Annotated in this window: 22 protein-coding genes; 5 read left to right on the top strand and 17 right to left on the bottom strand. The window is 42.1% G+C overall.

Features of this window, described 5'->3' with window-relative positions; genetic code table 11:
- Positions 1-4 precede the first annotated feature (4 nt).
- From addA to ACTFWY_RS04625, 4 genes are all read right to left on the bottom strand, one after another.
- A complete protein-coding gene (gene addA, locus ACTFWY_RS04610; protein WP_311811107.1) occupies positions 5-3,685 on the bottom strand; it encodes a helicase-exonuclease AddAB subunit AddA in 3,681 nt (1,226 codons plus the stop codon).
- Complete coding sequence (locus ACTFWY_RS04615; RefSeq protein ID WP_311811108.1) at positions 3,678-7,253, bottom strand: PD-(D/E)XK nuclease family protein; 3,576 nt, start codon at positions 7,251-7,253, stop codon at positions 3,678-3,680. The genes addA and ACTFWY_RS04615 overlap by 8 nt, the downstream gene beginning before the upstream one ends.
- A 198-nt stretch (positions 7,254-7,451) precedes the next feature.
- On the bottom strand, positions 7,452-8,009 hold the full coding sequence (lepB, locus tag ACTFWY_RS04620) for a signal peptidase I (RefSeq protein ID WP_003126688.1): 558 nt from the start codon (positions 8,007-8,009) through the stop codon (positions 7,452-7,454).
- Between the two features lie 293 nt (positions 8,010-8,302).
- Entirely contained in the window at positions 8,303-8,794 is a 492-nt protein-coding gene (locus tag ACTFWY_RS04625; RefSeq protein WP_003126690.1) for a hypothetical protein, read from the bottom strand.
- A 141-nt stretch (positions 8,795-8,935) separates the two neighbouring features.
- Here ACTFWY_RS04625 and ACTFWY_RS04630 point away from each other — a divergent pair, with 141 nt between their 5' ends.
- Positions 8,936-9,469: an HdeD family acid-resistance protein gene (locus ACTFWY_RS04630; RefSeq protein ID WP_439926617.1), complete on the top strand. Its 534-nt coding sequence runs from the start codon at positions 8,936-8,938 to the stop codon at positions 9,467-9,469.
- A 131-nt stretch (positions 9,470-9,600) separates the two neighbouring features.
- Positions 9,601-10,041 (top strand): hypothetical protein, encoded by a 441-nt coding sequence (locus ACTFWY_RS04635; protein ID WP_003126693.1) that lies wholly within the window; start codon positions 9,601-9,603, stop codon positions 10,039-10,041.
- Between the two features lie 66 nt (positions 10,042-10,107).
- Here ACTFWY_RS04635 and ACTFWY_RS04640 read toward each other — a convergent pair whose 3' ends face one another.
- The gene (locus tag ACTFWY_RS04640) at positions 10,108-12,066 is read right to left on the bottom strand and encodes a heavy metal translocating P-type ATPase (protein ID WP_311811109.1); all 1,959 of its coding nucleotides are present in this window, start codon (positions 12,064-12,066) and stop codon (positions 10,108-10,110) included.
- A 248-nt stretch (positions 12,067-12,314) separates the two neighbouring features.
- Positions 12,315-12,740, bottom strand: a complete 426-nt coding sequence (locus tag ACTFWY_RS04645) for a CsbD family protein (protein ID WP_071870114.1) — start codon at positions 12,738-12,740, stop codon at positions 12,315-12,317.
- Between the two features lie 515 nt (positions 12,741-13,255).
- On the opposite strand from ACTFWY_RS04645, the gene ACTFWY_RS04650 reads away from it, so the two are divergent.
- Complete coding sequence (locus ACTFWY_RS04650) at positions 13,256-13,528, top strand: hypothetical protein (RefSeq protein WP_003126697.1); 273 nt, start codon at positions 13,256-13,258, stop codon at positions 13,526-13,528.
- A gap of 65 nt (positions 13,529-13,593) precedes the next feature.
- Here ACTFWY_RS04650 and ACTFWY_RS04655 read toward each other — a convergent pair whose 3' ends face one another.
- The 3 genes from ACTFWY_RS04655 to ACTFWY_RS04665 all read right to left on the bottom strand — a co-directional run bounded on the left by ACTFWY_RS04655 (position 13,594) and on the right by ACTFWY_RS04665 (position 15,097).
- Complete coding sequence (locus tag ACTFWY_RS04655) at positions 13,594-13,953, bottom strand: hypothetical protein (RefSeq protein ID WP_005473249.1); 360 nt, start codon at positions 13,951-13,953, stop codon at positions 13,594-13,596.
- Between the two features lie 195 nt (positions 13,954-14,148).
- Positions 14,149-14,694, bottom strand: coding sequence for an ECF transporter S component (locus ACTFWY_RS04660; protein WP_311811110.1), 546 nt, complete (start codon positions 14,692-14,694; stop codon positions 14,149-14,151).
- Positions 14,681-15,097, bottom strand: a complete 417-nt coding sequence (locus tag ACTFWY_RS04665) for a DUF4430 domain-containing protein (protein WP_311811111.1) — start codon at positions 15,095-15,097, stop codon at positions 14,681-14,683. The genes ACTFWY_RS04660 and ACTFWY_RS04665 overlap by 14 nt, the downstream gene beginning before the upstream one ends.
- 146 nt (positions 15,098-15,243) lie before the next feature.
- Between ACTFWY_RS04665 and ACTFWY_RS04670 the strand changes: the two genes are divergently transcribed.
- Positions 15,244-16,635 carry a C69 family dipeptidase gene (locus ACTFWY_RS04670; protein ID WP_311811112.1) on the top strand — a complete coding sequence of 464 codons (1,392 nt, stop codon included), beginning with the start codon at positions 15,244-15,246 and terminating at the stop codon, positions 16,633-16,635.
- A gap of 166 nt (positions 16,636-16,801) precedes the next feature.
- Entirely contained in the window at positions 16,802-16,936 is a 135-nt protein-coding gene (locus ACTFWY_RS04675; protein WP_005473255.1) for a hypothetical protein, read from the top strand.
- Between the two features lie 140 nt (positions 16,937-17,076).
- Here the strand turns inward: ACTFWY_RS04675 and ACTFWY_RS04680 are convergent, their stop codons facing one another.
- The 8 genes from ACTFWY_RS04680 to ACTFWY_RS04715 form a co-directional block, all read right to left on the bottom strand.
- A complete protein-coding gene (locus ACTFWY_RS04680) occupies positions 17,077-17,379 on the bottom strand; it encodes a hypothetical protein (RefSeq protein ID WP_003126704.1) in 303 nt (100 codons plus the stop codon).
- 166 nt (positions 17,380-17,545) lie between these two features.
- Positions 17,546-18,895, bottom strand: coding sequence for a TrkH family potassium uptake protein (locus ACTFWY_RS04685; RefSeq protein WP_311811113.1), 1,350 nt, complete (start codon positions 18,893-18,895; stop codon positions 17,546-17,548).
- Positions 18,896-18,943: 48 nt separating this feature from the next.
- Positions 18,944-19,573 carry a V-type ATP synthase subunit D gene (locus tag ACTFWY_RS04690; protein WP_005473260.1) on the bottom strand — a complete coding sequence of 210 codons (630 nt, stop codon included), beginning with the start codon at positions 19,571-19,573 and terminating at the stop codon, positions 18,944-18,946.
- Positions 19,554-20,954, bottom strand: a complete 1,401-nt coding sequence (locus ACTFWY_RS04695; protein ID WP_005473263.1) for a V-type ATP synthase subunit B — start codon at positions 20,952-20,954, stop codon at positions 19,554-19,556. Before ACTFWY_RS04695 ends, ACTFWY_RS04690 begins: the two co-directional genes overlap by 20 nt.
- On the bottom strand, positions 20,938-22,725 hold the full coding sequence (locus tag ACTFWY_RS04700; protein ID WP_311811114.1) for a V-type ATP synthase subunit A: 1,788 nt from the start codon (positions 22,723-22,725) through the stop codon (positions 20,938-20,940). Before ACTFWY_RS04700 ends, ACTFWY_RS04695 begins: the two co-directional genes overlap by 17 nt.
- Positions 22,726-22,740: 15 nt before the next feature.
- A complete protein-coding gene (locus ACTFWY_RS04705) occupies positions 22,741-23,052 on the bottom strand; it encodes a V-type ATP synthase subunit F (protein ID WP_060814344.1) in 312 nt (103 codons plus the stop codon).
- Positions 23,042-24,022, bottom strand: coding sequence for a V-type ATPase subunit (locus ACTFWY_RS04710; protein ID WP_060814345.1), 981 nt, complete (start codon positions 24,020-24,022; stop codon positions 23,042-23,044). The genes ACTFWY_RS04705 and ACTFWY_RS04710 overlap by 11 nt, the downstream gene beginning before the upstream one ends.
- Positions 24,023-24,025: 3 nt before the next feature.
- Positions 24,026-24,619 (bottom strand): V-type ATP synthase subunit E family protein, encoded by a 594-nt coding sequence (locus ACTFWY_RS04715; protein ID WP_005473267.1) that lies wholly within the window; start codon positions 24,617-24,619, stop codon positions 24,026-24,028.
- Between the last annotated feature and the right edge of the window lie 15 nt (positions 24,620-24,634).

The raw sequence follows: 24,634 nt of genomic DNA on the forward strand, positions 1-24,634 counted from the left end.
GGGCCTACCATTCGATTATTTTCTTAGCGGCTAGTAAAACCAGATATGTCTCAGTCACAGGTTTCTGCAAAGCTTGTTCTAACGCTTGGCAATACAGTTTTAGCTGTCCATAATACCGATCCCGCATGCGCTTTTCAATCTGTGCTTCACTGCCAAATACAGCATCCGTCTTAAAATCATACAAAATGATTCGATCTGGCAACTCCACATAGCCATCAATAATCCCGTGGATCAATAATTCGGCATCTGGTTCATCAAATCCTTCAAAAATAGTGGCAGCTTCTTTTAGCATTGAAAATGGCTGCTCCCGTTTTACCTGTGTTGCATACTTGATCAAAGTTTGCCCCACGGCTGTTTGATAGAACCACACGATGCTCCCTTGATCAATTTTGTCGGCAACATCTTTTGTAAAGAGCTGACGTTCAACCAATTCATCGATAAAAGCTGCTAAGGATGCTTCCGTCGGTACTTCAGTCAGCGGCAGCATTTGCATAACTAGATGCGTAGCACTCCCGATCGAAGCAGCTTGCGGTTTTTGTTCTTGTAAAAAACGCGGTTTAGCTAATTCAGTCTCAACATAACGAAAGCGCTGAGGTGCCAATTTTTGATCCGCGGAATGCCATTCCAGTAAAGTAATATCTTGATCGTCCGGATCATTATATAGACGTTTTAACTCTGAGACCGACTGATAGCTAGTGGTTTGAGTCGCTTTGCTGTAAGGATACTGATAGTCTAAACGGTTCAGCAATCTTTCTGGGGCTGTAGTACTTGGTGTCGGAGCCACAACTGCCTCTGTTGGCGGCTGCACCTGCAATTGCTGATCAATCTGATCCTGATTCCACCAATGGATCTGGAATCTTGCAGGATGATGGATCGTCATTTTTCGTTCACTGGCATCAGTAAAAACCTGCTCCATCTCTGGATGACGAATCAATGTCAAACCGACCCAATCCATTAGACTGCCTCTTGCAACTAAACGTAAAGCCGGGTCAAGGACTGTCTGACTTTGTGTCAACCCCGCTTGCCAAGCTTTAAAGGCTGCCTGCCGATCCTTATAAGAACCAACTAAATACAGTTTCTGCTCGGCCCGTGTCAATGCTACGTATAGTTTACGCATTTCTTCAGAGAGGGCTTTTTTCAAACGAACTTGTTTGATGGCTTGAAAAGGAATCGTTTCATATTTGATATTTTCCGAAGCATCGATATATTGGATACCTGCGCCAAGTTGTTCTTCAAAAATATAACGCTTTTGAAAGTCTTGGTAATTGAAGAATTTCGTTGTATCCAATAAGAAAACAACGGGAAACTCCAATCCTTTACTAGCATGGACAGTCATGACCCGCACAGCATTTTCAGCTGGCGTCGCCAACGGTTCTGCCAAATCTTTATCTTTTTCTTGCATTTTTTCAATAAACCGGATGAATTGATACAATCCTCGGAAACTGCTTTTCTCATATTTCTCTGCTCGGTGGATCAATGCAATCAAATTGGCATAGCGCTGTTGCCCTGCTGGCAAGCCAACCACGTAATCCAAGTAAGCCGTTGTATCATAAATATCCCATAATAAATCTGGGATCGGCAGTCTGCGAGCTGCTTCCCGCCAACGATTCAATTCGCTTAAAAAATCATCCACTCGTTTGCTTAAAGCGGAAACAGTCCCCTTTTGGTTGTCTTGATAAGTCAAGACCGCTTTGTAAAACTCACTGGTACGATCCGCTAGCCGAATCTCTGCTAGTTCGTCTTCCGTTAGCCCTACCATGGGTGAACGGAGAACAGCCACTAATGGAATGTCCTGATAAGGATTATCAATGATTTGCAACAATGCGATCATTGTTTGGATCTCTGTTGCTTGAAAATAGTTCTGTGCATCATTGACTTCCAGAGGAATCCCGAATTTTTTGAAAACATCTAAGATGACCAAATTATTTTTGCGGGTAGGAGTCAGTAAAACGATATCCTGATAAGTGACTGGACGTTCTTCCCGTCTTTTTTTATCATAGATCATAAATTGGGATTGGATCAGTTCTTGAATTTTGATTGCGGTGACGTGAAGTTCTCCTTCCGTTTTGTCTTCAATCAAATTCGTAGTACTTTCAGCTTCTTTTTCATAGAGCAAAAGTTCCGGAATGAATGCGTCGCTTTCAGGAAAACTCGGAAATCCCGGAACTAAAGCCGCTGCGTCATCATAAGGGATCTGTCCAACTTGTTCGTCCATCAATTGTTGAAAAACCAAGTTCGTAAAATCAAGCACTTCGCGGCGCGAACGGAAATTTTCTGCTAAAACGATTCTTCGTCCCCCGTTTTGATGTTCAAATGCCAAATATTTTTCTATAAACAAAGTGGGGTCTGCTAAGCGAAATGAATAGATCGATTGTTTGACATCCCCTACCATGAACATGTTTCCATGGTCTCCTGAAACTTGCCGAACCCAATACAGAATCGCTTCTTGCAGTCGATTGATATCCTGATACTCATCCACGAGCACTTCTTCAAATTTATCGCGGTAATAAACAGAAGCATCGCTGCCTGTGCCATCACCCAATAAGATTTTCAACGTGAAATGTTCTAAATCATTGAAATCCAACAACCCTTTTGCTAGCTTGCGGGCTTGAAAAGCAGTCAAAAACTCTTTGGTCATCTCTGCCATAGTCGCAACGATCGGTTCAGATAGTTGCAGCATTTGCAGCATGTCTGCTGGTGGATAAGGAAAATATCCCTTGAGTTGTTCTAATAGTTTTTTGGCATCATCCCGCAACGGTTTGATTTCCTGTGAAAGTTCTTTTTGTTCTTCTTTCCGATAGCTTGGGTAGCGATCAAAGGTCAAATGAGTCAAGCGATCATATAAGACGGATAGATCGTCTGTTGCCAGAACTCGTTGAATTTCTTGGACTTGAGAAATCTCTGCATGAACGAGTGCTGCTGCTTTTTCCATTAATGGTGACTGATCTGCAAATTGTTTGGCCGCTGCCAGCAAATGCTCTGCCGTTGCGGCAATTTCTACCAACGTCGGTTTGATTTGAGCCTGATAGAGGTGATTCTCCCCTAAATTGTCCGCGGCTTCATAATTTACCGCTAAGCCGTCCAGCCACTTTTCTGGATCAGGGTTGGCGCGGGCAAAATCATAGAGTGACAAAATCAAATCACCAACCGTCTCATCGGAACGATCACTGGCGAAGTTTTCGGTTAATCGAAAGAAGGCTTCATCATTTGCTTCGTAGTGTGCATCTCGTAATTGTGTCCAGATTTCCTCTTTCAGCAGCAAAATCTCCGTTTCATCTGTCAGCATCCGAAATCCAGGATCCAAATCGATCAGATAATAAAAACGCCGAATGACCGTTAAACAAAAGGCATGTAGTGTTGAGATACTTGCGGTAGGTAATAATTGCAACTGCCGAACGAAATGTTGTCTTTTTTGCTCTTGGCTTTCTTGATTAATGGCCGTTTGCAGAGCTACTTGGATCCGTTCTTTCATTTCTCTTGCTGCTGCTTCGGTAAAGGTCACGATCAGCAATTCGTCGATCTGACTTCCTGCTTTTAATTTCTCGATCACACGTCGCACAAGGACGGTGGTCTTTCCTGATCCAGCTGAGGCAGAAACAAGGAGATTGTCTCCTTTATCAAAGATCGCTTGCCACTGAGTATCAGTAAATGTTTCATTTTGTGGTTTTAGAGGGATCTTAGTCATTCTCTTCCTCCTTTAATCGCTGTAAAACCTCTTCTTTCGATAAATTCTCTAGACGATGATAATTATTTTCTTGCAGCATCACATCGAAATCGCAAATACTGCGAAATGGGCAAAACTCACAGGCGCGCTTTTTGTCTTTCAGCTTATAAGACGGATTCAAGGCAATTTCGCCACTGAGAAGTTTCTCCGCACCTTGCTGCATATTTTTGCGGTTGTGCTGCCTCAACAAGCGAATCTCTTCTTCAGTGTAAAACTTGTTTTTGGCTTGTGGTGTCTTTTGGTACGTCCCGCTTTTGTCTTTGCGAATCGGAAAAACTGCCGAATTGCTGCTGTCTGACAATTCATGATCCAAAAGTGGAAACAATGAGGGTTCATCCAGAAACAACCCATCATATTTGAATTGCTTCAACCGTTCCTCTTCAGAGGATTTTTGACCATCTAAGACTGGATCATGGACATGTAAATAATAAGCCCCAGCCGGGCGCACATTTTCTGTACCAACTAGCTGCACAGCATCATTCAGCGCAACGTCTAAATAAGTGATCAACTGCATTGCTAAGCCATAGTAAGCTTCTGTCAAATCAAATTCACGACTGCTTGATTTGTAATCTACGACTGAAAGCCACTGCTCTTCTTCGGTTTTTGCTGCATCTACCCGATCGATTTTTCCTCGCACATGCAGTTTGCCCCCACTGCTTAAAGGCAGCCCGATGCCATTGATCCCTTGAGCGCCAGCGATCTGTCCAAACAGTACTTCGGTTTTTTGAGGTGAGAAGTGCATTTTTTGTCCTTGCTTCGTTAATGCCCAAGCTACTCGCTGAATCGTCTTACCTAGTTGATAACGAATAAAATTCATTCTGGCCGAACTGGACAATAATGTATAGCGGACTTCTCCAAAAATCTCTTGCAACACTTTTTCAACAAATTGGAGCCGTTGATCCATGGTCAGCTGCGTCAATGAGATGTTCTCACTGATCAATACTTTGACAAAGCGATCGAGTGCATCATGGAAAAATTCACCAGTCATCGCTGAGTTAAGTCCATAGATTTCCCGCTCTTTCAAGCGTAGTCCATAACTGACAAAATATTTGTATTCACACTGGTAGAATGTCTCCAGTTGCGAGATCGAACTGTAGATGGATGGCCCATATAAAGCAACGGCTTTATCTTGAGACAACGGGACTGGAATGTTTTGATGGGTCTGGCTTTCAAATACTCTAAGGGCTAATTGCTTTTCAGGCGAATGCAATAAAGCCTGTTTGAACCGTTGCCACTGTGCCGGCAAATTCTGTCGTTCTTTTCTTGCCTGCTGACTTAGATTATTCAACTGATAGATTAATCCCCGATACGTGCCGACGTAGGCTTCTGGATCACTGGTTAAAGATAAGATGCCCCGGTCTTGTAAAGAAACATCTAACCATTCAAGCAGACGAGCCAGATATGGGGACAATTTGATATTTTGCTGGGTATCAAAATTGCATGCATAAGACAAATAGAGTTTATCCGTGGAAGACAATAAGATCGCATAAAAAAGAAACGGCTCTTTGGCGCTACTTTCGATAATCGTATCGCGTAGATATTTTTCTCCCGCAAACAATTGATTGAGATGTTGTCTTTCTTCGTTAGTCAACAATGTTTTATTTTCGATCCTTCTTGGCAACACCGTCTCATTCAATCCTGGTACGAAAGTGATTTTTGCTTGCCGAGGTCGTACTAGATCAAAACGATTAATATTGACTTGATCGATTGCTGTCGGAATTTTCCCGAAAGTCAGATTCTCCAAACCCGTCATCAATACTTCTTCAAAGAGTGACTGTTCGAAAGGATCATCGCCATAAATAGCCACAAATTCATCTAAAAGATCGATCAAAGCTTGCCATGTTTGTTCATGGTTGCGAGCTTGCTCTAGTTTTCCTTGTGAGATTGCTTGATCTCGCCAATGAATCAATTGCTGTTCAACACCTGCTGAAAGTAAAAATTGGTATAAAGCACCTGCAGCTTCCCGGTTTGTCTTTGTCTCTTGAATGTTTTTCAAGGAGCCAAAAATATCTTGACGGAAATAGCGGCGCAATTGATTCGTATAATCTGTCAATTCAGCGATGCCAGATGCGTTTTCTCCTGTCAATGTATAGTCTACTAAGAGCCAGTCTCTCTCACGGGTCCAATCTTTTCCTTGGAAGTTATGAGCCAGTGCTTGGTTTTCTGTAATGTCTACTAATTGTCGAAATGCATCCCGGGCAGCCAGCCAGTCTTCTTGTTGTTGGAATGCTGGTGGCAAATAAAGTTCCGTACGCAACAGTCGAAAAATGTCATTTAAACGAAAGCCATAATCTGCACAAGCAAAGAAGGCATTCAAGAATTCAACGAGCGGATGCTGAGCCATGAGTTGCTCTTCGTCAATATAAAACGGAATCTCATATTCTTTAAAAATCGTTGGAATATATTGATGGTAGATCTCTGGTTGCAGTGTCAAGACTTGAATGTCTCGATAACGCAGTTTTGCTCCTTTTTGCTCGCTGATCAATGCGCGGATTTTCGCAGCCATCTGCCGGACTTCTTCTTCAGGATTGCCAACTTTCCACATTTCTAGATACGGTGAAACTGGTTGCTGCTGCTGATAATGGAGCTGATTCTGGGTTTTACGCCAAAAGGATTCCACTTCATTGTATGCGGCAGCTTTCTCTAGTGTCACTTGCTGTGCTTCAGAAGGTGAAAGCTTTTGATCCAAATAAATGGCGACATTTTCCGTTCTAGCGTCAAGAAATAATTGATGGTAACTGCGGCCCGATTCATAGAACAAATCTAATGGTGAAGGTAATTCTTGGGGATATCCATGATCTAAAAGCAAATCGACAACGACGTGCCCTTGTTTCATCAATTCTTTTAATACACTCTGTTCTTGAGTTGAAAATGCTGAAAAACCACTGATGATAAATAATGATTCCGAAAGATCAGGCCGATCGTTCATTAATTCATTGGGTTTAGACCCTTGCTGCAGATAACGTGTTAGTAGTGCCAGCGGTTGTTCCACTTGCAGTTCCCGGGTCACCATTTCTAATTCGAAACGCTGAAAGATCAATGCGAGTTCGGAAAACTTTAACGCATCCTCTCCGTTGCTCCTATTCATCGTTCCACCGAGATGCAGATCTTCGGTTGCGATATTACTTGTCTGCATTTCTTGATAAAGAGACAACAGTTGTTGAATAAACCCAGGTTTATTGATTTCTCCTCGAAAAAGAATCAACTCCTCTTCCAAATCGAGAAGTATTTTGCGAAGGATCATGGTTGCACCGGTATCTGTAATGGCCGTTTTTGACAACCAGCCAGTTTGTTGAAGATAGAACCAGGCCAGACGGTGAAAACTATAGACTTGAGCTCGAATCGAGGCAAAATCTCCAGTGCCTTGTTTTAGCGCCTGCAGAATCTCTCTTTCTCGTTCAAACTTATTGTAGTTAGGGACAAGAAAAAAGACTTCTGTTTGTGGCTTTTCCAACCAAGCGTTAGCTGCGTCCAAAATCGCTTGTTCGTGATCGCAGCGTCCATCGCCTAGTATAAATCGTAAACTCATACGAAGACTCCTTTACTTTTATCGTCGCTTCTATCGTAAGTAAAGATCAACTCCTGCATCTACCAAACCTGCGCATGAAAAATAACAGTTTTGATGCTCTCTATTGATCCGTTGACAATTTTTCTTTCATTGTCTTCATAACAAATAGTATAACAAATTTTCTTTTAAAAAAAAGCTCTGAGCGAGTCGGACTTCCGCTTACTCAGAGTGTTGATTCGGAATGCTTCCGAAATCTTTAAGGGGCCAAAAAATAAATTTGACATCTCCTAATACGGCTGACTGATCAATCAAACCAATGGTCCGGCTGTCTTTAGAGATTCGGCGATTGTCCCCTAACACCAACAATTTTCCTTCTGGAATTTGTTCAACACCGAAATCAGCCATCGTAAAGTCAGAAGTCAGTGGATAACCATCGGTTAATTTTGAACGAAAAGCAGAAAGATAAGGCTCTTCATATGCTGCCCCATTGATGAATAAAGTGTCTTCACGGTATTCCACCACATCACCAGGTAATCCGATCACACGCTTAATGTAGTTTTTTCCCACCTCATCAGGGGCTTCAAATGTGATGATATCAAACCGGCTGATTTGGGTGTTTTTCATAGCGATCACACGCTCCCCATCATGCAATGTTGGATCCATAGAATCTCCTTTAACGATCACAGGGGTGAAGACGTATTGTCGCAACGAAAACAGTAACAGCCCAAACAGAGCAACGAACAAAACGGTTTTGAGGACCTCTTTTATTTGTACCAACAGCATCGTCCTCCTTTGTATGTAAACCTATTCAATTAAAACAATAAAGTTGATACTCAATTCTACCATATTCCCTTTATTTAAGGGTAAGACCCTGTTCTTCTTAAACAAAAAATAGCAAAACGTTCGGTCAAAAACCTAGCTTGCTTCCTGTATTCGGCGTACTCGAATTTTGCCAAAAAAATCAACTGGATAGTCCCTTAAATTAAAAAATTGACCGGGTCTCTTTGCTTTTGCAGTCAAAGGGGCCCGGCCAATTGATTCTCTCAATTTATATGATCGCTTAAAGAAATTTAATGGCCTTTTGGCTCTTGATCAACTAGAATATCGATCGGTGTTCCTTCATTTAGATGCTCCGTCAAAAACAGGACCAATTCTTCCATTGGACGCTCGAATTTCAACAGTGGTCCTCGCATCCCTCTTCGGAAGAAATTCATTTTGATCCATTGGTCCTTGCTCTCCTGATACAGTACCACCCGATCCACTTCCTGATACAAGATCCCGCGAATATTTAGTGGATGAATAATGAATCGATCTTCAGCTAACCCTCTGCTATCAAAAACAAAACTTAAGAAAAGCAATCCAGATACGACCCCTCGCAAGCGGTTCTCAAAGGTTTCTTCCATAAAAAACATTGCTATAATGACCACCAATGAAAAGAAAGCAATTGCTGCTTTTCCGCCTTTACGGCTGGCTGCAACAATTTGAATGTCTTTGCGGACGACAGCGAGAAACAAATACAAGACGACCGTGAACAGACACATTAAAAGCGTTAATACACTCATAGTTTTCTCCATTCTTTGTTGTTTCATCTATCTTACCAAATAATTTGCTGCTTCAAAAGCAGAATTATCCTACAACGCGTTTCTATTTTCTATTTTGAAAGAAATCCGCTACAATAGTAAAAAAAAGGAGGAACTGAACTTATGAATACTTTTTTCGAGAAAATCCATCGATACGATTTATTACGAGCGATTTTATTTTTGATTGCTGGATTGATTATTTTGATTGCTCCTCGCAGTGTCTTTAATACGATTGTCTATTTAGTTGCCGGATATGTTGCCTGCCTTGGGGTGATCAACCTCTATTCCAGTTACAAAGAAAAACGGCAAACCGGCTATGTGAATATGCAGATGACAACGGGGATCCTGCTTTTGATTGCCGCCGCAGCTATTCTCGTTTTTGCAAAGGGACTATTATCGATCGTACCATTCTTTTTGGGAATCATGATCACGATCAGTGGCTGTACGCGTTTGATGGCAAGCTTTAATCAAAAACGCAATGGCTTACCATTTATCACTGGTTTGCTTTTCAGTTTATTCGTGATTGTGGCAGGTATCATTCTTGTTTTCAATCCGTTTCAAACGTGGCTTTTGTTCTTCCAAATTTTTGGCGGAGTCTTGATTTTTATGGGGATCTCGGATTTAATCAATCATTTTCAAAGAAAACGTAGTTATTAAGATGAGAATGCGCTAAAAGAACAATTCTTTTGACATCTTCATGTAGACTTTTTGTTGCTTTGCTTTTACAATAGACTGTATCAACGAGAAATGATCAGTAAAAACGGAGCAAAAAACGCAGGAGGTACGACATGAAAAAAATCAAACAAGAAACAAAACATCCCAATGACGTCCCTGTGATTTTTTTGTATGACGATTTGGGAAATATCCAAAAAAAAATTTCAATCAACGAATGGCGGGATTTAAAAGCAAATTCCCAAAAAATCGAAGAATTTGAAATCAAGTTATACCGTGAAGCGATCACTTATTATACGCAAGAAGCGTATATGCAGGCAGCAGATCTATTGAAGTTTTTGATCAGCCAGACGGACTACACCCATTATGAATATGTGGAACGCTTAGCCAATATCTATCGAATCCAAAAGGACTTGATGCAAGAAAAACAATTGTTGCTAGCGGCTCGTTCTTCTATCAGGAACCTCGAGTTTTCAGAAGGCATCATCAAACGAATCGATCAGCGCTTAGCAAAAATCGACCAATTTCCTCGCTCTTCTGCAGCGTACAATCAATGACATTGTTTAATAAAAAAGCGAACGCTTATGCTGGATGGCCATTAAATCAGCATAAGCGTTTTTTGATTATTTTTTTGATGTATGGGCGACTGTCTCACTCATTGGTGCAAGCATGCGCAAGCTGTTGAATAAAACGAGTAATGTACTGCCTTCATGAGCAAAGACGCCTAACCCAATATTCATTTTGCCTAGCAAATTTAATACGATCAGTAATGCCACAATAAACATAGAGAAGAAAATATTTTGCCAAATAATCCGATCTAGTTTTTTTGCGGTCTTTAGTGCGTAGGTAAAGCGTGTTAGATCATTTTTCATGATCACCGCATCCCCCACTTCAATTGCAACATCCGATCCTTCCCCCATAGCAAAACCGATATCGGCCTGTACCAATGCAGGCGCATCATTGATACCATCTCCAACCATGACTGTCTGACCGTATTCATTTTGCAACTGCTGGATAATCTGAGCCTTATTTTCTGGCAGAACATTTGCAGCAACTTGATCTACTCCAAGCTGATCACCAATCGCTTGTCCAGCTGCTTGACTGTCTCCTGTGATCATGACTGTTCGAATACCAGATTGCTGCAGTTCATCTATGACCGCTTTAGATTGAGGATTCGGTAAGTCCATCAATGCGATCAGTCCAACTGGCTGATCATCCACCGAAAAAACAACCACCGTTTTGCCTGATTGTTCCAGGGTTTCTCGTTGCTCAGCAAATGATGAATGCGCAAACGTCGCCGCTGGCTTGCCAATTCGATAGGTTTTTCCCTCAACTACAGCCGTCAGACCGGAACCAATTTGGTTGTTAACGGAAAGTTCTAATGGTTGTGCCTTTTCTTGTTTCTCAAAATGCTCTACGATGGCAGCCGCTAATGGGTGATTTGCTTGCTTTTCCATGGCCAAGATCAGCGATACCCACTCTTGACGGTGCGCTTCAGTTGTTTCTTCAGCAAAGAAAACATCGGTCACTTGTGGTTGACCAATCGTTAATGTGCCAGTTTTGTCAAAGGCGGCTACTTTTGTTTGTCCCATATTTGCAAGATAAGAACTGCCTTTAAATAAGATGCCCCGTTTTGCTAAGTTTGAGATAGCAGACAAGCTAGCAGGTACTGCACTAGCGGCTAATGCACAGGGCGAAGCAGAGATCATCATCACTAGCCCCCGGTAAAAACTGGTTGACCAATCCCAACCCAAAAGAAAGGGTGCTGTCAAAATAAATAAGGGTACCAAAATCAAGACCGTTGTCACATAAAGCGGCTCGATTTTTTTGATGCGGGTTTCTGTTTTTGATTGATTGTTTTGTGCCGATTCCACAACAGAGAGTATTTTAGCAAAAACTGTCTCACTGCTGTCTTTTGTCACTTCCATCATAAAAGTGCCGTTACCGTTGATCGTACTTCCGAAAACTTCATCCCCTACAGTTTTTTCACGGGGAACACTTTCACCGTTGATGGAGGCTTCGTTGATGCTGCTGATTCCCGAGAGAATTTTACCGTCTGTTGCGATTTGGTCCCCTGGTAAAACTTGCAGCCTATCCCCTTTTTTGACTTGCTCTGCTGCAATTTTCTCAATGCTGCCATCTGCCTTAACCAGACGGGCTTCTGTCGGATTCAACTTCAAGAGGTTCGTGATTTCTTTGCGGCTTTGGCCCTCTGCATACTCTTCCAAAAAGTGAGCCCCGGCAAAAATCAGAATCAGCAAGGCAGCTTCATTGAAGTTGCCGATCAATACTGAACCAAAGGCAGCCAATGTCATTAATAAATGAACATTCGGTTTAAAGTGTCTGCTTTTGCGGGTATCTTTGATGGTGTCTTCGATCCCTTCCCAAATAATATGATACCCTGCTAAAAGAATAGCGGCAGTGTATAAAAAATCTTTAACGACCAATTGCGGTACCAATAAAGCAGCAATAAAAAGAATAACTCCTACTAAATAATTGCGTAACGAGGCGTTGCCATGGGAATGGCTTGCCTCTGCTGCATGGGTGTGTGGTGTTGAATGATTGCAAGAGTGGGTAGACATAAGAAAAGCCTCCTTCAAAGTTAGTGCATCATTTGCTTACAAATGAATATATGTTCATATCTACATTTTTATTATATATGAACGTGAATTCATGTGTCAAGCATCAATTACTACTTTTGTCAGCGATCCCATCATTGCACACCGATCCTTCGTTCTTGTCGCTCTTCAGGTGACAGGATCATTGTTTTTGTTTGCAAAAAAAGCCACAAAAAAAAGACAGGCCCTCTGTGCCTGTCTCTCACTACATCCTATTTTTGGTCGAATTTATCTTTGACATCTTGTGCCATTGACTCAGATTTGTCTTTAAGATCTGCAATGATTTCTTTAGAATGCCCTGCTGCTTGATCAACAAAGCCTTCTGCTTTTTTTGTCGGATCATCCGTGATATCGCCTGCTGCCTCTTTGGCTTTACCAGCCACCTTGTCTGGAGTTCCAACCCCAATGGCAGAGGTCACAGAATTTTTCAAGTCCATTAGTACTTCTTTAGAAGCACCGACAACTTGATCCAATGTTCCTTCTGCTTGCATTTTTTCGTTGCCAACGACATTTCCCGCAACTTCTTTTGCTTTGCCTTTAACAGAATCTTTGTTGACAGTCATCTTCTGCATTTTATTATAAACTGCCAGACCAAAAGCCGCGCCAATCAAACCTACTACGAATCCAGATTTTTTCATATGTGTCTCCTCCAATTCTTTTATAGTTATTATTTTAACAGAAATCTGCTGAAATGCCTGTTTTCAAGCTTGCAGTCCTCGTTCTTTTACAGGTGCCATTTCCTCTAGAAGAACGTATTTCTGCTTAACTCCCTTTCTCTAAGCTACTTCAAACAAAAAGTTGCCTTTTTTAAACGTTAAGAAATGATATGTTTTCGCACGCTTTCTCTTTAAGTGCCATCAAAAATCCTTGTTTATTCGTGTGCTTCTTATTTATTCATTCTTTGTGTTCATTCCTTTTGTCTCGCCGTTTCAGATCTCTTTATTCTGTCTTTTTTTCTGTATCTTTTTTTCTGTGTCTTTTTTCTGTAAAAACTTTCTGCCATTCAATCGTGTAGTGATTCCTCTTCACCAGTTGTTTTATTCCGTGATTTGCGTTGCTAGGTGTTTTTCCAGAATTGCCTTTCCTAGATAAATCGGGTAACATAGAAAAGAAGAATATTCGAGAATTTATTTTTCTCAGAAAGGATCGAATAATGAATGAAACACATGTAGGATTGTTAGTCAACAGTCGTGTTTTTCAAGAAACTCCGATGATGCTGACTGGAATCCAATTATTAGAAGACCATAAAATCATCAACTGTATTATTAAAGACCGTTACCTTTCTAGTTACGTTTTACGCTTACCTCTCAACAAGTACCAGCTAGAAGTCGAAGGCAAATGGAACAAACGTGAACAGTTAGTGATCAAACATATGAAAATCAAAAATATCGATGAATACATCAAAATTGTGGGAACCCCAGAATAAACGAACGGATCAATCCGCCAGCTTGGCGTTTGATCCGTTTTTGATTTTTCCTCTAAAATAAGTAGTCAGCTCGCCATCCGGGTAAACGTATCGATCAACTGTTGCTGCTCTTCTTTGATTCCGATCGCCATCGGTTTAATCAAAACCTTGATAGTTTTAGAAGGCGTCTGGATCAACACTTTTTTGTTCATGACACCAGTAATTTTCAATGTGGTGATCTCATGGATCAGCACGGTTTCCATGGCTTTTTGTTCAAAGTTCAAATCCAATTGAATCAAACTAATTTTTTCTTCATCAACGATTACGATATAATACTTTGGCAAAGGAATCGCCATTACTTTAGCTTCTTCAGCATAGCCAGCCAGTTTCCCATTGAATCTCGTCCGATATGCTTCTAGATCTTCTTTTTTTACGATCCACTTCATTGAAACCGCTCCCTTTCCAGTATAGGTTAAGAATACCCGATTTTGTAAGAGAACAACACAATTATGCTTGTAGCAGTATCTACAAGGAGAATCTTGCCAGATATCGATATAAAAACCAGTGTCATTGATCATTCTTTGAGACAGATCAATGACACTGGCAATGAATGCAATAAAGCGCTGAATCAGCAGATTGCACTAATGAATGAGCTTTTTAGCTGGATAATAACGGTGAAAAAGTCGTCGAAATATTGGCGCAAGTAGTCCATAAAAGAAGCCATTTCCAACAGCATGCAGCGTATCAAAACTTATTCCTTGCAGATAATAGCCCCAAAAGCTTGGTAAGCCTAGCAGATACACGCTGAGTAAGGAAACCACAAACCCATAAAGGAACCCTGCTAAAATACTAAAAATCACTTGCAAGATCAAGGAACGTTTAACGATGGGAACATGTCTTAATCCGCTCATCATGAGGATCACGACTGTATAACTTACTGCCTGAGTAATCGTCCAAATTCCCATCCCCATGTAAAAATTCGTAATCAAAAGGGATAGCAATGCGACGATCAGTCCTCTGACACAGCCTAAATAAAGAGCCACCAATAAGAAAATAGCGGTCATTGGTTGTACATTTGGCAGTGGTTGAAACAATGTACGCCCCACCACTGATGCTGCTACTAGCAAAGCAAGATAAGCAATCTCTTGCACGGAAAAAGACATTTTTGTCGGTTTAAAATTTCTCATAGGTAAAAACGACTCGATCCTTTTCGGTAAGAGATGTATCTTTTGCGCCGGTATTGACCATCTCGTCATTGATCGTATAGGTCCAATAATAACCAGCCGCTTCATCTTGCGCCAATCCTTCAATACTGGTGATCATGCCTTTGTCTTCCACTAAATCAAAATTTTCCTTCATTATCTCCATTAAAGAGGTTCCTTCTTTGAATGACACCGTTTTGGCTGGTATTTGTTCAGGCTGCGCATCTGTCTTGTTCACAAATGAGATCTCAGCCGTCTGTTGCTTAACCACCGAGCTAGCTGTAGCTTGATTGCTGCCAGTCGTTGTTGCCTGGGTAGTAGCTTCAGAACAGCCGCTCAACCCAATCCCTGCCAGCCACAGCAAACTAAAAATAACGATTCGTTTCATTTTCTTCACTCCTTCTTTCCTATTTTACTAAAAGTCACACAGAAAGCGAACTAATTTTTAGTCGAAAGTTGATTGTCAATTTGTCTTTTACTCGCTATACTATGTTCAATTATCAACAAAATAATCTGAAGATCGGAGTTTTGTCAATGACACGCAAATCAGCTTCTTGTACAACCATGCTGGTAGGCAAAAACGCATCACTCGATGGCTCGACCCTCATTGCTCGCAATGAAGATGCCGGGGAAGTGTCCCTACCACAAAAATTTGTCGTAATCCAACCTGAACAACAGCCTGCTACGTTCCATGCTGTTTTAAGCGGGTGCAGTATTCCTTTACCGAAAGATCCCCTAAGGTATACTTCTACGCCCGAGGCAGATGAATCTCAAGGAGTCTGGGCTGCTTCAGGAATCAACAGCGCCAATGTCGCCATGACCGCCACAGAAACGATCACTACCAATGCGAGAGTTTTAGCTATCGATCCTTTGGTAACAGAAGGCATTGGAGAAGCAGATTTTGTCAGTATCGTGCTGCCCTATATCCGTTCTGCTCGAGAAGGAGTCTTACGCTTAGGCGAGTTACTAGAAACTTATGGTACCTATGAGTCTAATGGTTTGGCTTTTGCCGATCGAGAAGAAATCTGGTATATGGAAACGATTGGCGGACATCATTGGGCAGCGATCCGAATTCCTGATGATGCTTATGTGATCGCCCCGAATCGAATGAATATCGCTACCTTCGATTTTGATTCCCAAGATACTTTATTTTCCGACGATTTACCTGATATGATTGTCAGCAATCACTTAAATCCAGATTTTGAAGGAATCAATTTACGTCATATTTTCGGCAGTGCAACAGAAAAAGATACTCGTTATAACAACCCTAGAGCTTGGTATATCCAAAAACAGTTCAGCGAAACCGCGTCGGATCCGCTTGACCAAGATCTACCTTTCATCTGTCTTCCGAAAAAGAAAATCAGCGTGATGGATGTAAAGTGGGCGTTGAGCAGTCATTTTCAAAATACCCCTTATGATCCGTACGGGAATGGAACGGCTAGTGAGAGAACTCGCTTTCGTTCGATTGCTCTCAATCGCAATCAGCAAGTGCATATTCTCCAAGTGCGCAGTCACGTACCTGATGAAATTGCAGGCGTTCACTGGCTAGCTTTTGGTCCCAATACCTTCAATGGAGTGGTCCCTTTTTACAGCAATGTGAATGAGACCCCGAAAGGTTATTGTGATACCACCACTACTTACGATCCGGGAAATAGCTATTGGTTGACTAAAACATTAGCACTGATCGGGGATCAAGACTATGATCTATACAGCGATCTAGCAGAACGGTTTGAACAAACAATCATGGCAAATTGTCTAGTGATTCAGCAGAAGATCGATCAGACAATCCCATTAACAAATCAGTTATTGGAAGAAGCCAACCGTGAAATGGCCCAGCTTTACTTATCACATGCCACTCAATTACTAGGAGAAATGGTGGAAAGAGGCAATACCAAAATGAAACTGCGTTTTTCTTTGACAGATTGATTCTCCTTTAACCGATTATTTACATGAAATTGACTAGAACTCAATATCTTGCCTGTATACTATAGCTACCAATTAATTTTCTTTTTGCTTTGCAGCACGGCTTTTTCTCTACTGTCGTGCTGCCCCCCTTCTGAAAATAATTGGAATCTACCTTGGAGGTATCGAAATGAATAAAGAAGAATTTCGCACAGTCACCAATGAGGTCGTACAAGGAATCGTCATCGTTAAGAATGACAATCAAAATGTCTGGATCATTCAAGACAAAGAAGGCTATTTCCACGTAGTAAGCAAAACGGCGTAAATCACTCACTGAATCTTATCAAAAAGAACCCGTGCTGCGAAAAGTTATCTTTTCGTTTACCACAGGTTCTTTTTAACTAGCAGTGTCTTTACTATGAAGAAGCAGATCAGCGGCAATAGTTCCCATTGACCCAAGCCATGCTAGTATTTTTGCATCAAGTTTTCAGTACCCTCTTGCCCATCACCATACACTGTCGATTGAATCGATGCAGTCGTATCGGCATGCTCTTTCCAATGCCCGAAAAAATACGTTCCGCATACTAAACTTGTTAGGAGTCCGATCCAGCCGTTGCTGAGCCATTCAACCAAAATCAGCAGTAAATAGATCAACTGCTGCGATTTTCTTGAAAGTTTCCGTAACAAGTACAGCCATTCTAGTAAAAAAACGACTAGCAGCACGGTCACAAAAGTTTTTCCTACAAACCACAATTCCCACAAGCTCATGGTCTTCCCACCTTTGGATTGTCCTAGCAGCTCTAACGAAATGCTGCAACTGACTCATTTAGTTCTTAGGAAGATCTTAGACGAGAAACCTTAAACTAACCTAAAAGTCGGCAATATTTTTCGGGGATGATTTCCATTGATCCAAAACAACTATTAATAACAGATCTTAGCCAATCATGACCGTTTCATCCGGGAATTTGTATCCGGCTTCTCGGCGGTTGGCTTTTGTCATCAATGAAAAAGCAACCGTCATGATGCCTACACGACCAATAAACATCAATAAGATGATCAATAATTTACCAAATACAGAAAGATACGGAGTCAATCCCATTGTTAATCCAACTGTTCCAAAAGCCGAAAAAACTTCAAAAGCAATGTATTCCAGTCCAAACTGAGAATTCCCCGGCATCGATTCTGTGATGGATAATAAGAAGATGGCAATAAAGCAAAGACTCAGTGTTAAGAAAAAGAGCGTGAACGCCCGCGAAACAGCCGCCTCTTTGATCGTTCTGCCAAAAACTTCAGCTCGTTTGCGCCCTTTCAACAAACTGCGAATCTTAATGATCAACACTGAGACCGTCGTGGTTTTCAGCCCTCCGGCAGTCGATCCAGAAGTACCGCCGATATACATGAGAATCATCGTCAACATTAACCCAGCCTGACTCATCTGGCCACCATAATCGATACTATAAAATCCAGCCGTTCGAGGGGTTACAGCCAGAAAAAATAACTGGAAAAAGCGACTAACAATGGAATCTCCTGATACGATACTGGAGTGATATTCGGTCACATAAAAACCAACCGTCCCTAAAATCAGCAAAACAATCATTGCCAACAAGGCAATACGGCTGTGCAACGAGCGTCTTTTTGAAGTAGCTAACAAGTCAAACCAGACCAGAAAGCCTAAGCCGCCGGCAATGATCAAAAGACTAATGACACCTAAAACAAAAGGATCCGACTGAAAAGAGACCAGACTATTCCCAAAAAGATCAAATCCAGCATTACAAAAGGAAGAAATGGCGTGAAAAATACTAAACCATAGGCCTTGCTGCCAACCAAAGCGTGGCACAAAAGACAGAGCCAACAGGCAGATACCTAAAAATTGAATCAAAAATGCGATGCGGATAATATACCAAGCCAATTGAAATTCGCCAGACATTCGGTCAAGATTGAGGGATTCTCTTAGAATCATCCGAGTGCTTAAATTGACCCTTTTTTTCGCTAAGATATAAAAGAAAACTGGGATCGACATAAAACCGATCCCCCCAATTTCGATCAAGATCAAAAGAATCGCTTGTCCGCCCATATTATACTGTTCAGAAATGGAAAAAGTCGAAAGTCCTGTCACACAAATCGCGGAAGTTGCGGTAAACAATGCATCTAAGAAAGGCACACCTTGCCCATCATTTGTTACAACTGGTAACATAAGCAACCCAGTTCCCATCAAGATCAACATCATAAAGACCAGTGTAACCAGCTGCGGTGCACTGATTTTTTTGGACATTCTTTTTTTCATCTTTCTTTCCTACCTTTATGCCAAGCAGATTTTCGACTGACGCGGCATTCACTTTGTTTTATTTTTTACCTTGATCATCCGAGTAACATTGGCGCGTTCATTTTCCTCAAGACGCATTTTGATCCCATAGATCGTCTCTTCCAATTCTGGTATCGTCAAATATTCTAGCGCATTGACCCGGCGGCGTGTTCGTTCTATCTCATCCGCCAGCAATTGACAGGTCTTTTCGATCTCTGTCAAAGACAATAGTTTAGGCAAGACATCGGTGAAACGTCCCATTGCCAGATCCAAAGGAACATTCGAGTTCACAAACCCATACTCGATCGGTGCCTGCATCACCACATCATCATAGTCGAATTGCATCACAGGCACTTCCACACTCATGATATTCTTGGTTGAGACATCAAGAGAAACTTCTGTTGCTGGCAAGATGAACATTTCTTCAATGTACTTTTCATTGATCGTGGCATTGGCTAGGCGAAAAGCCTTCATGGCACGATGTAATTGTGTTTCTACTTCTTTACGCAAAAGATTGTTTTGTTTGATCAGTTCGATGAACTGACGCATCAACTCATCTTGTTTGTCTTTTAACAGTTTATGACCTCTTTTGGCAGTCGTCAACTGTTTGCTGAGGCGGCTTAGTTCCATGCGAGTTGGATTAACGGTTTGTCTGCTCATCTGCATCCTCTCCTTGTGGTAAAAACGCCTCTAGTAACGCATCGCTGATCCGTTTCAATTCTACTTTCGGCAGCATCGCCAACAGTTCCCACCCAAGATCCAACGTTTCTTCAATGGACCGATTTGTTTGATAACCTTGATCCAGGTATTCATTCTCAAAGCGTTCCGCAAACTTGGCATAGATTTTATCGACATCAGATAGTGCTGACTCCCCTAAAACGACTGCGAGTTCTTTGGCTTGTTTCCCTTGCGCATAAGCAGAGAAGAGTTGATTCATCGTTGATGCATGATCTTTACGAGTTTTGCCTTCACCTGTTCCCTTGTCCTTCAGCCGAGAAAGAGAAGGCAAGACATCAATCGGCGGCTGGATGCCGTTTTTGTATAACTCTCTTGAAAGAATGATTTGACCTTCTGTGATATAACCAGTCAAGTCAGGAATAGGATGGGTCTTGTCATCTTCTGGCATCGTCAATATAGGGATTTGGGTCACCGACCCTTTCACTCCCCGTAAGCGGCCAGCTCGCTCGTATAATGTGGAAAGATTCGTATAGAGGTAACCAGGATAGCCTCGGCGCCCAGGTACCTCACGACGGGCAGCTGATATTTCCCGCAACGCTTCACAGTAGTTGGTCATATCCGTCATGATAACTAAGACATGCATCCCTTTTTCATAAGCTAAATATTCGGCAGCTGTGAGAGCCATTCGCGGCGTAGCAATTCGCTCAATTGCCGGATCATTTGCCAAATTCATAAAGACAACAGACCGATCAATCGCTCCGGTTTGGCGAAAATCTTCCATGAAATATTCTGCTTCTTCAAACGTAATCCCGATACCTGCAAAAACAACCGCAAAGTCGTCCTCTGTGTCGAGCACTTGCGCTTGACGAGCGATTTGAGAAGCTAATTCTTTATGCGGCAGACCAGAACCAGAAAAAATCGGTAATTTTTGACCGCGAACAAGCGTATTCAAGTGATCGATAGAAGAGATGCCAGTTTGAATAAATTCATCTGGGTAATCTCGAGCCATCGGGTTGATTACTTCCCCATTGATGTCCATTCGTTTCTCAGCAATGATTTCTGAACCACCATCTTTGACTCGTCCTAACCCATCAAAAACCCGGCCAATCATTTCTTCAGAAACACCTAGCTCTAACGGATGTCCGAGGAAGCGCACACTGGATTCTCGTAAATTGATTCCGCCAGTACCTTCAAAGATTTGCACCAGTGCTTTATCTTCTTGAATTTCTAAGACTTGACCTTGACGAATTTCACCATTTTGCAGACGTACTTCGATCAGCTCTTCATATTTCACTCCTGAGACACGATCGACCGCCATCAAAGGACCGACAACTTCCCCGATCGTTTTATATTCTTTGATCATCCGTACGATCTCCTTTCTGCAAGATTTCTTTCATCGTATCTTTTATCTCGCTTTCCAATTTGCGGATTCCTTCTAAATCATCTTCCGGAAGATATTTCATGCGAGCGATTTTATCTCGCAGACGTTCTGTTCCCTGATAGATTTCTGTCAAATAGGCGCCTAATTCTAAAGCTTTTTGACCTTCGTCATGAAACAGTAAGATGGTCTGCAGCATTTCAAATTGTTTTTCTCGAGAAGTGAAAGTATCAACAGCATCAAAGGCATTTTGTTGTAAAAAATCTTCTCGCAATGACTTCGTGATCTCTAACAGTAGTTGATCTTTATCCGATAAGGCATCAATCCCAACTAGACGCACAATTTCAGAAAGTTCAGCTTCTTTTTGCAGCATCCGCATAGCCGTAGTCACATTTTTCGACCAATCCACTTGCAACTGACGATCCAGATAAGCGCCCATTTCATTCTCATACAGGGAATAGCTTTTTAGCCAATCGATAGAGGGAAAGTGCCTTTTTTGAGCTAACGTGGCATCCAGCCCCCAGAAAACTTTCACCACTCGCAGGGTGTTTTGCGTGACAGGTTCGGAGATGTCCCCTCCAGATGGAGATACTGCACTAATGGCAGTGATGCTCCCTTCTTGTTCCGAGCCTAAACAAATCACTTTACCGGATCGTTCGTAATACTCGGCTAAGCGACTGCCCAAATAGGCAGGATAGCCTTCATCACCTGGCATCTCTTCCAAGCGACCGGACATTTCTCGCAACGCTTCCGCCCAACGAGATGTGGAATCGGCCATAATCGCTACAGAATACCCCATGTCTCTGAAATACTCCGCAATCGTGATTCCGGTATAGATAGAAGCTTCCCGAGCGGCAACCGGCATATTGGAAGTGTTCGCGATCAGTACAGTACGAGCCATCAAGGATTCGCCACTTCGTGGATCAATCAGTTCCGGAAATTCATTCATGACATCCGTCATTTCATTGCCCCGTTCTCCGCAGCCTACATAGACCACTAAGTCCACATCTGCCCATTTAGCAATTTGATGTTGGACCACTGTTTTTCCCGCACCGAAGGGGCCAGGGACCGCAGAGGCTCCCCCTTTTGCGATTGGAAAGAAAGTGTCGATCACTCGCTGCCCAGTGATCATTGGCTCTACCGGATTTAATTTCTGTTTGACTGGACGACTGTGCCGTACGGGCCATTTTTGCAACATCGAAAAGGAGCGTTCTCCTTTTGGTGTCTCAAGAATATAAACCGTTTCATCAATCGTAAAATCACCAGCAAAAACTTCTTTGACCCGTCCTGTAACGCCATTAGGCACCATAATTTTGTGGAGGAGCAATGGCGTCTCTTGGACGACCCCGATAACCATTCCTGGAGTAACTTCCGTTCCCACCGCAACGGTCGGTTCAAAGGTCCATTTTTTCTCATGATCCAATGCAGGCAGCTGGACCCCTCGTTTCAAAAAGTTACTTTGGGTCAGCTCCATAAATGTTTCTAATGGCCGTTGAATCCCGTCGAACATTTGAGACATAATTCCCGGTGCTAACTCAACAGACAGCGGTTCTCCTGTTGTTCGGACGGGTTCTCCTGGTCCGATACCTGACGTTTCTTCATAAACTTGGATCGAAGCGATCGTTCCTCTCATCTCGATGATTTCTCCAACAACCCCCAGATCACCGACATAACAAATATCTTCTAAACTTGCATGGCCCATATCTTTTGCTAAAACTAACGGACCTGACACTTTAATTATTGTTCCTGTTTCCACAACATCAGCTCCATTCTATAGTATGTTTTGCCCAACGGCTTTTTCGACATTTTCCTGGATCATTTTCAGCCCTACCCCTTGGGATCCATCGTAATCTGGGATCAAAATGATCGCTGGTGAAACTTGCTGTTGGTATTTGGCAATTTCTTCTGGAATCAATGCCGCACATTTTTCTGTTACGTAAATCACCGCATACTCTTCTTTCACTAAGCACTGAAAGGCACGAGTCACTTCCGCTTTTGCGATTGCGTAACACACTTGAAAGCCAAACAGCTGAAAAGGTAACACGGATTCTTTGCTGCCGATCACACCAATCTTAGCTGCCATAGTACCTCATCCTCTCTCTCAGTTCTTCTTCTGTGAAGCCACTGCGCTTTCCTACCAAAATCAGCCGCAAGTTCTGAATCTCCAATGTTTTGGCATTTAAAAACGCGAGTAATGGCATTGGTCCCAACGCTTCAGCAGCTACGAACTGCTGAGTAACTAAGTCATCTTTCACCAGTGCCAATGCAGCAAAATCGATCGTGGTCTCTTGTAATAGCGGCAGTAGCGCTTCTTGATAGCCAGTTTGTTTCAAAAAGGCGAGATAGTCAGTGAAAGAGGTTTCCGCAAAAGCGAGATAATCTTCTTTGGGAATACTTCCCACACTGACTAAAACAGCCGCCATAAAACTTTTTGATCTTTTTTGCAGCAAACAACGTGCAGCAATCGTGATATTCGTAAGGTCGATTCCTGTGATCACCGCATGTGTCAGTGCTGGAATATTTATTTTTTCGGCTAGGCGTCGTTGCTCATGTAAAAAGCGGCGATCGTAAATAATATCGATCCCTTGCAAAACAGCAGAACCTTCTAAGTATTCCCTTACTGCTTGGATCGTTTCAATGACTTTAGACGGTATACTTTCCGAAGATCCTGTTTGGATGGCATTTCTTAGTTCATCGATCGTATAGAATCCATCTTCGATCAGTAAATTGCTATAATCTCTCCCTGTTACATCTTCTTTGGTCAATACCTTCAAATTATGAAAGGTATACGGCAGCATGATCAAATGAAGCACATCAGGATCTGGAACGTTTTCTGCTAATTCTTGTATGGTTGTCAGCATTTCTTGATCCAGATACCCCTCAAATTTTTCGGAAAAATCAGCGCCCAGATAACGTTGATAATTCGTTTGCTGCAAGATTGCCATTACTTGATCCATAGACTCTGCTGCAATCAGCTGCTGCCAATCTTGCATTTGAAGCAAGGTTGTCTCTTTGATCCGAATCAGTGGATTCAATTGATGATAGCTCGCCATAGCTTACCCTCCTTTTTGGATCACTTTCAGCCAATGTTCTCTCGTTTCATTTTTGTATTCTTCTAGTAAAGCTTGGTAGGTGAAATTGTAGAAAACGCCATTGTCTTCTACTATAAACCCTGCTTGCTCCAATGGTTTGCCCATCCTTGCAAGATAAGGCAACCTTTGATTGACAGCAGTCAACCAATCTTTTGTCAAACTTGCTGACTGTTGCTGTCCACAACGAAAGATTACTTCTCCCGAAACGGGTAATTGCATTAATGTATTTTCCGCCAGATGTTGGACTGTATCAGGCGCCAATCCATTCATTTTTTGATAAGCTGCCGCGAATAATGTCTCCAGTTCTTTATGAGCTTGTTTAATCCCTTCTTGTTTGGCTGCTTTTATTCGCCGATTCATGTCTTGCTGATAGTTTTTTTCGATTTGTTTTTTTGCTTCTACTGAATGGCGCTTGATTTCTAGTTCTTTTTGGGACCAGGCAGCTGCAAAATCGGCATCGATCCTTGTTTTAGTGTCCGTTTCGATTACTTGCCGTTTTTCTTTTGCTTCCCGATCTAGTTCAGCAATCATTTTGTCGATGGCATCCATTGCCTCCATTGCTTGTCGCCTCCT

The sequence above is a fragment of the Enterococcus sp. 125944 genome (genome assembly GCF_051909435.1).
Classification (GTDB): Bacteria; Bacillota; Bacilli; order Lactobacillales; family Enterococcaceae; genus Enterococcus_D; species Enterococcus_D gallinarum.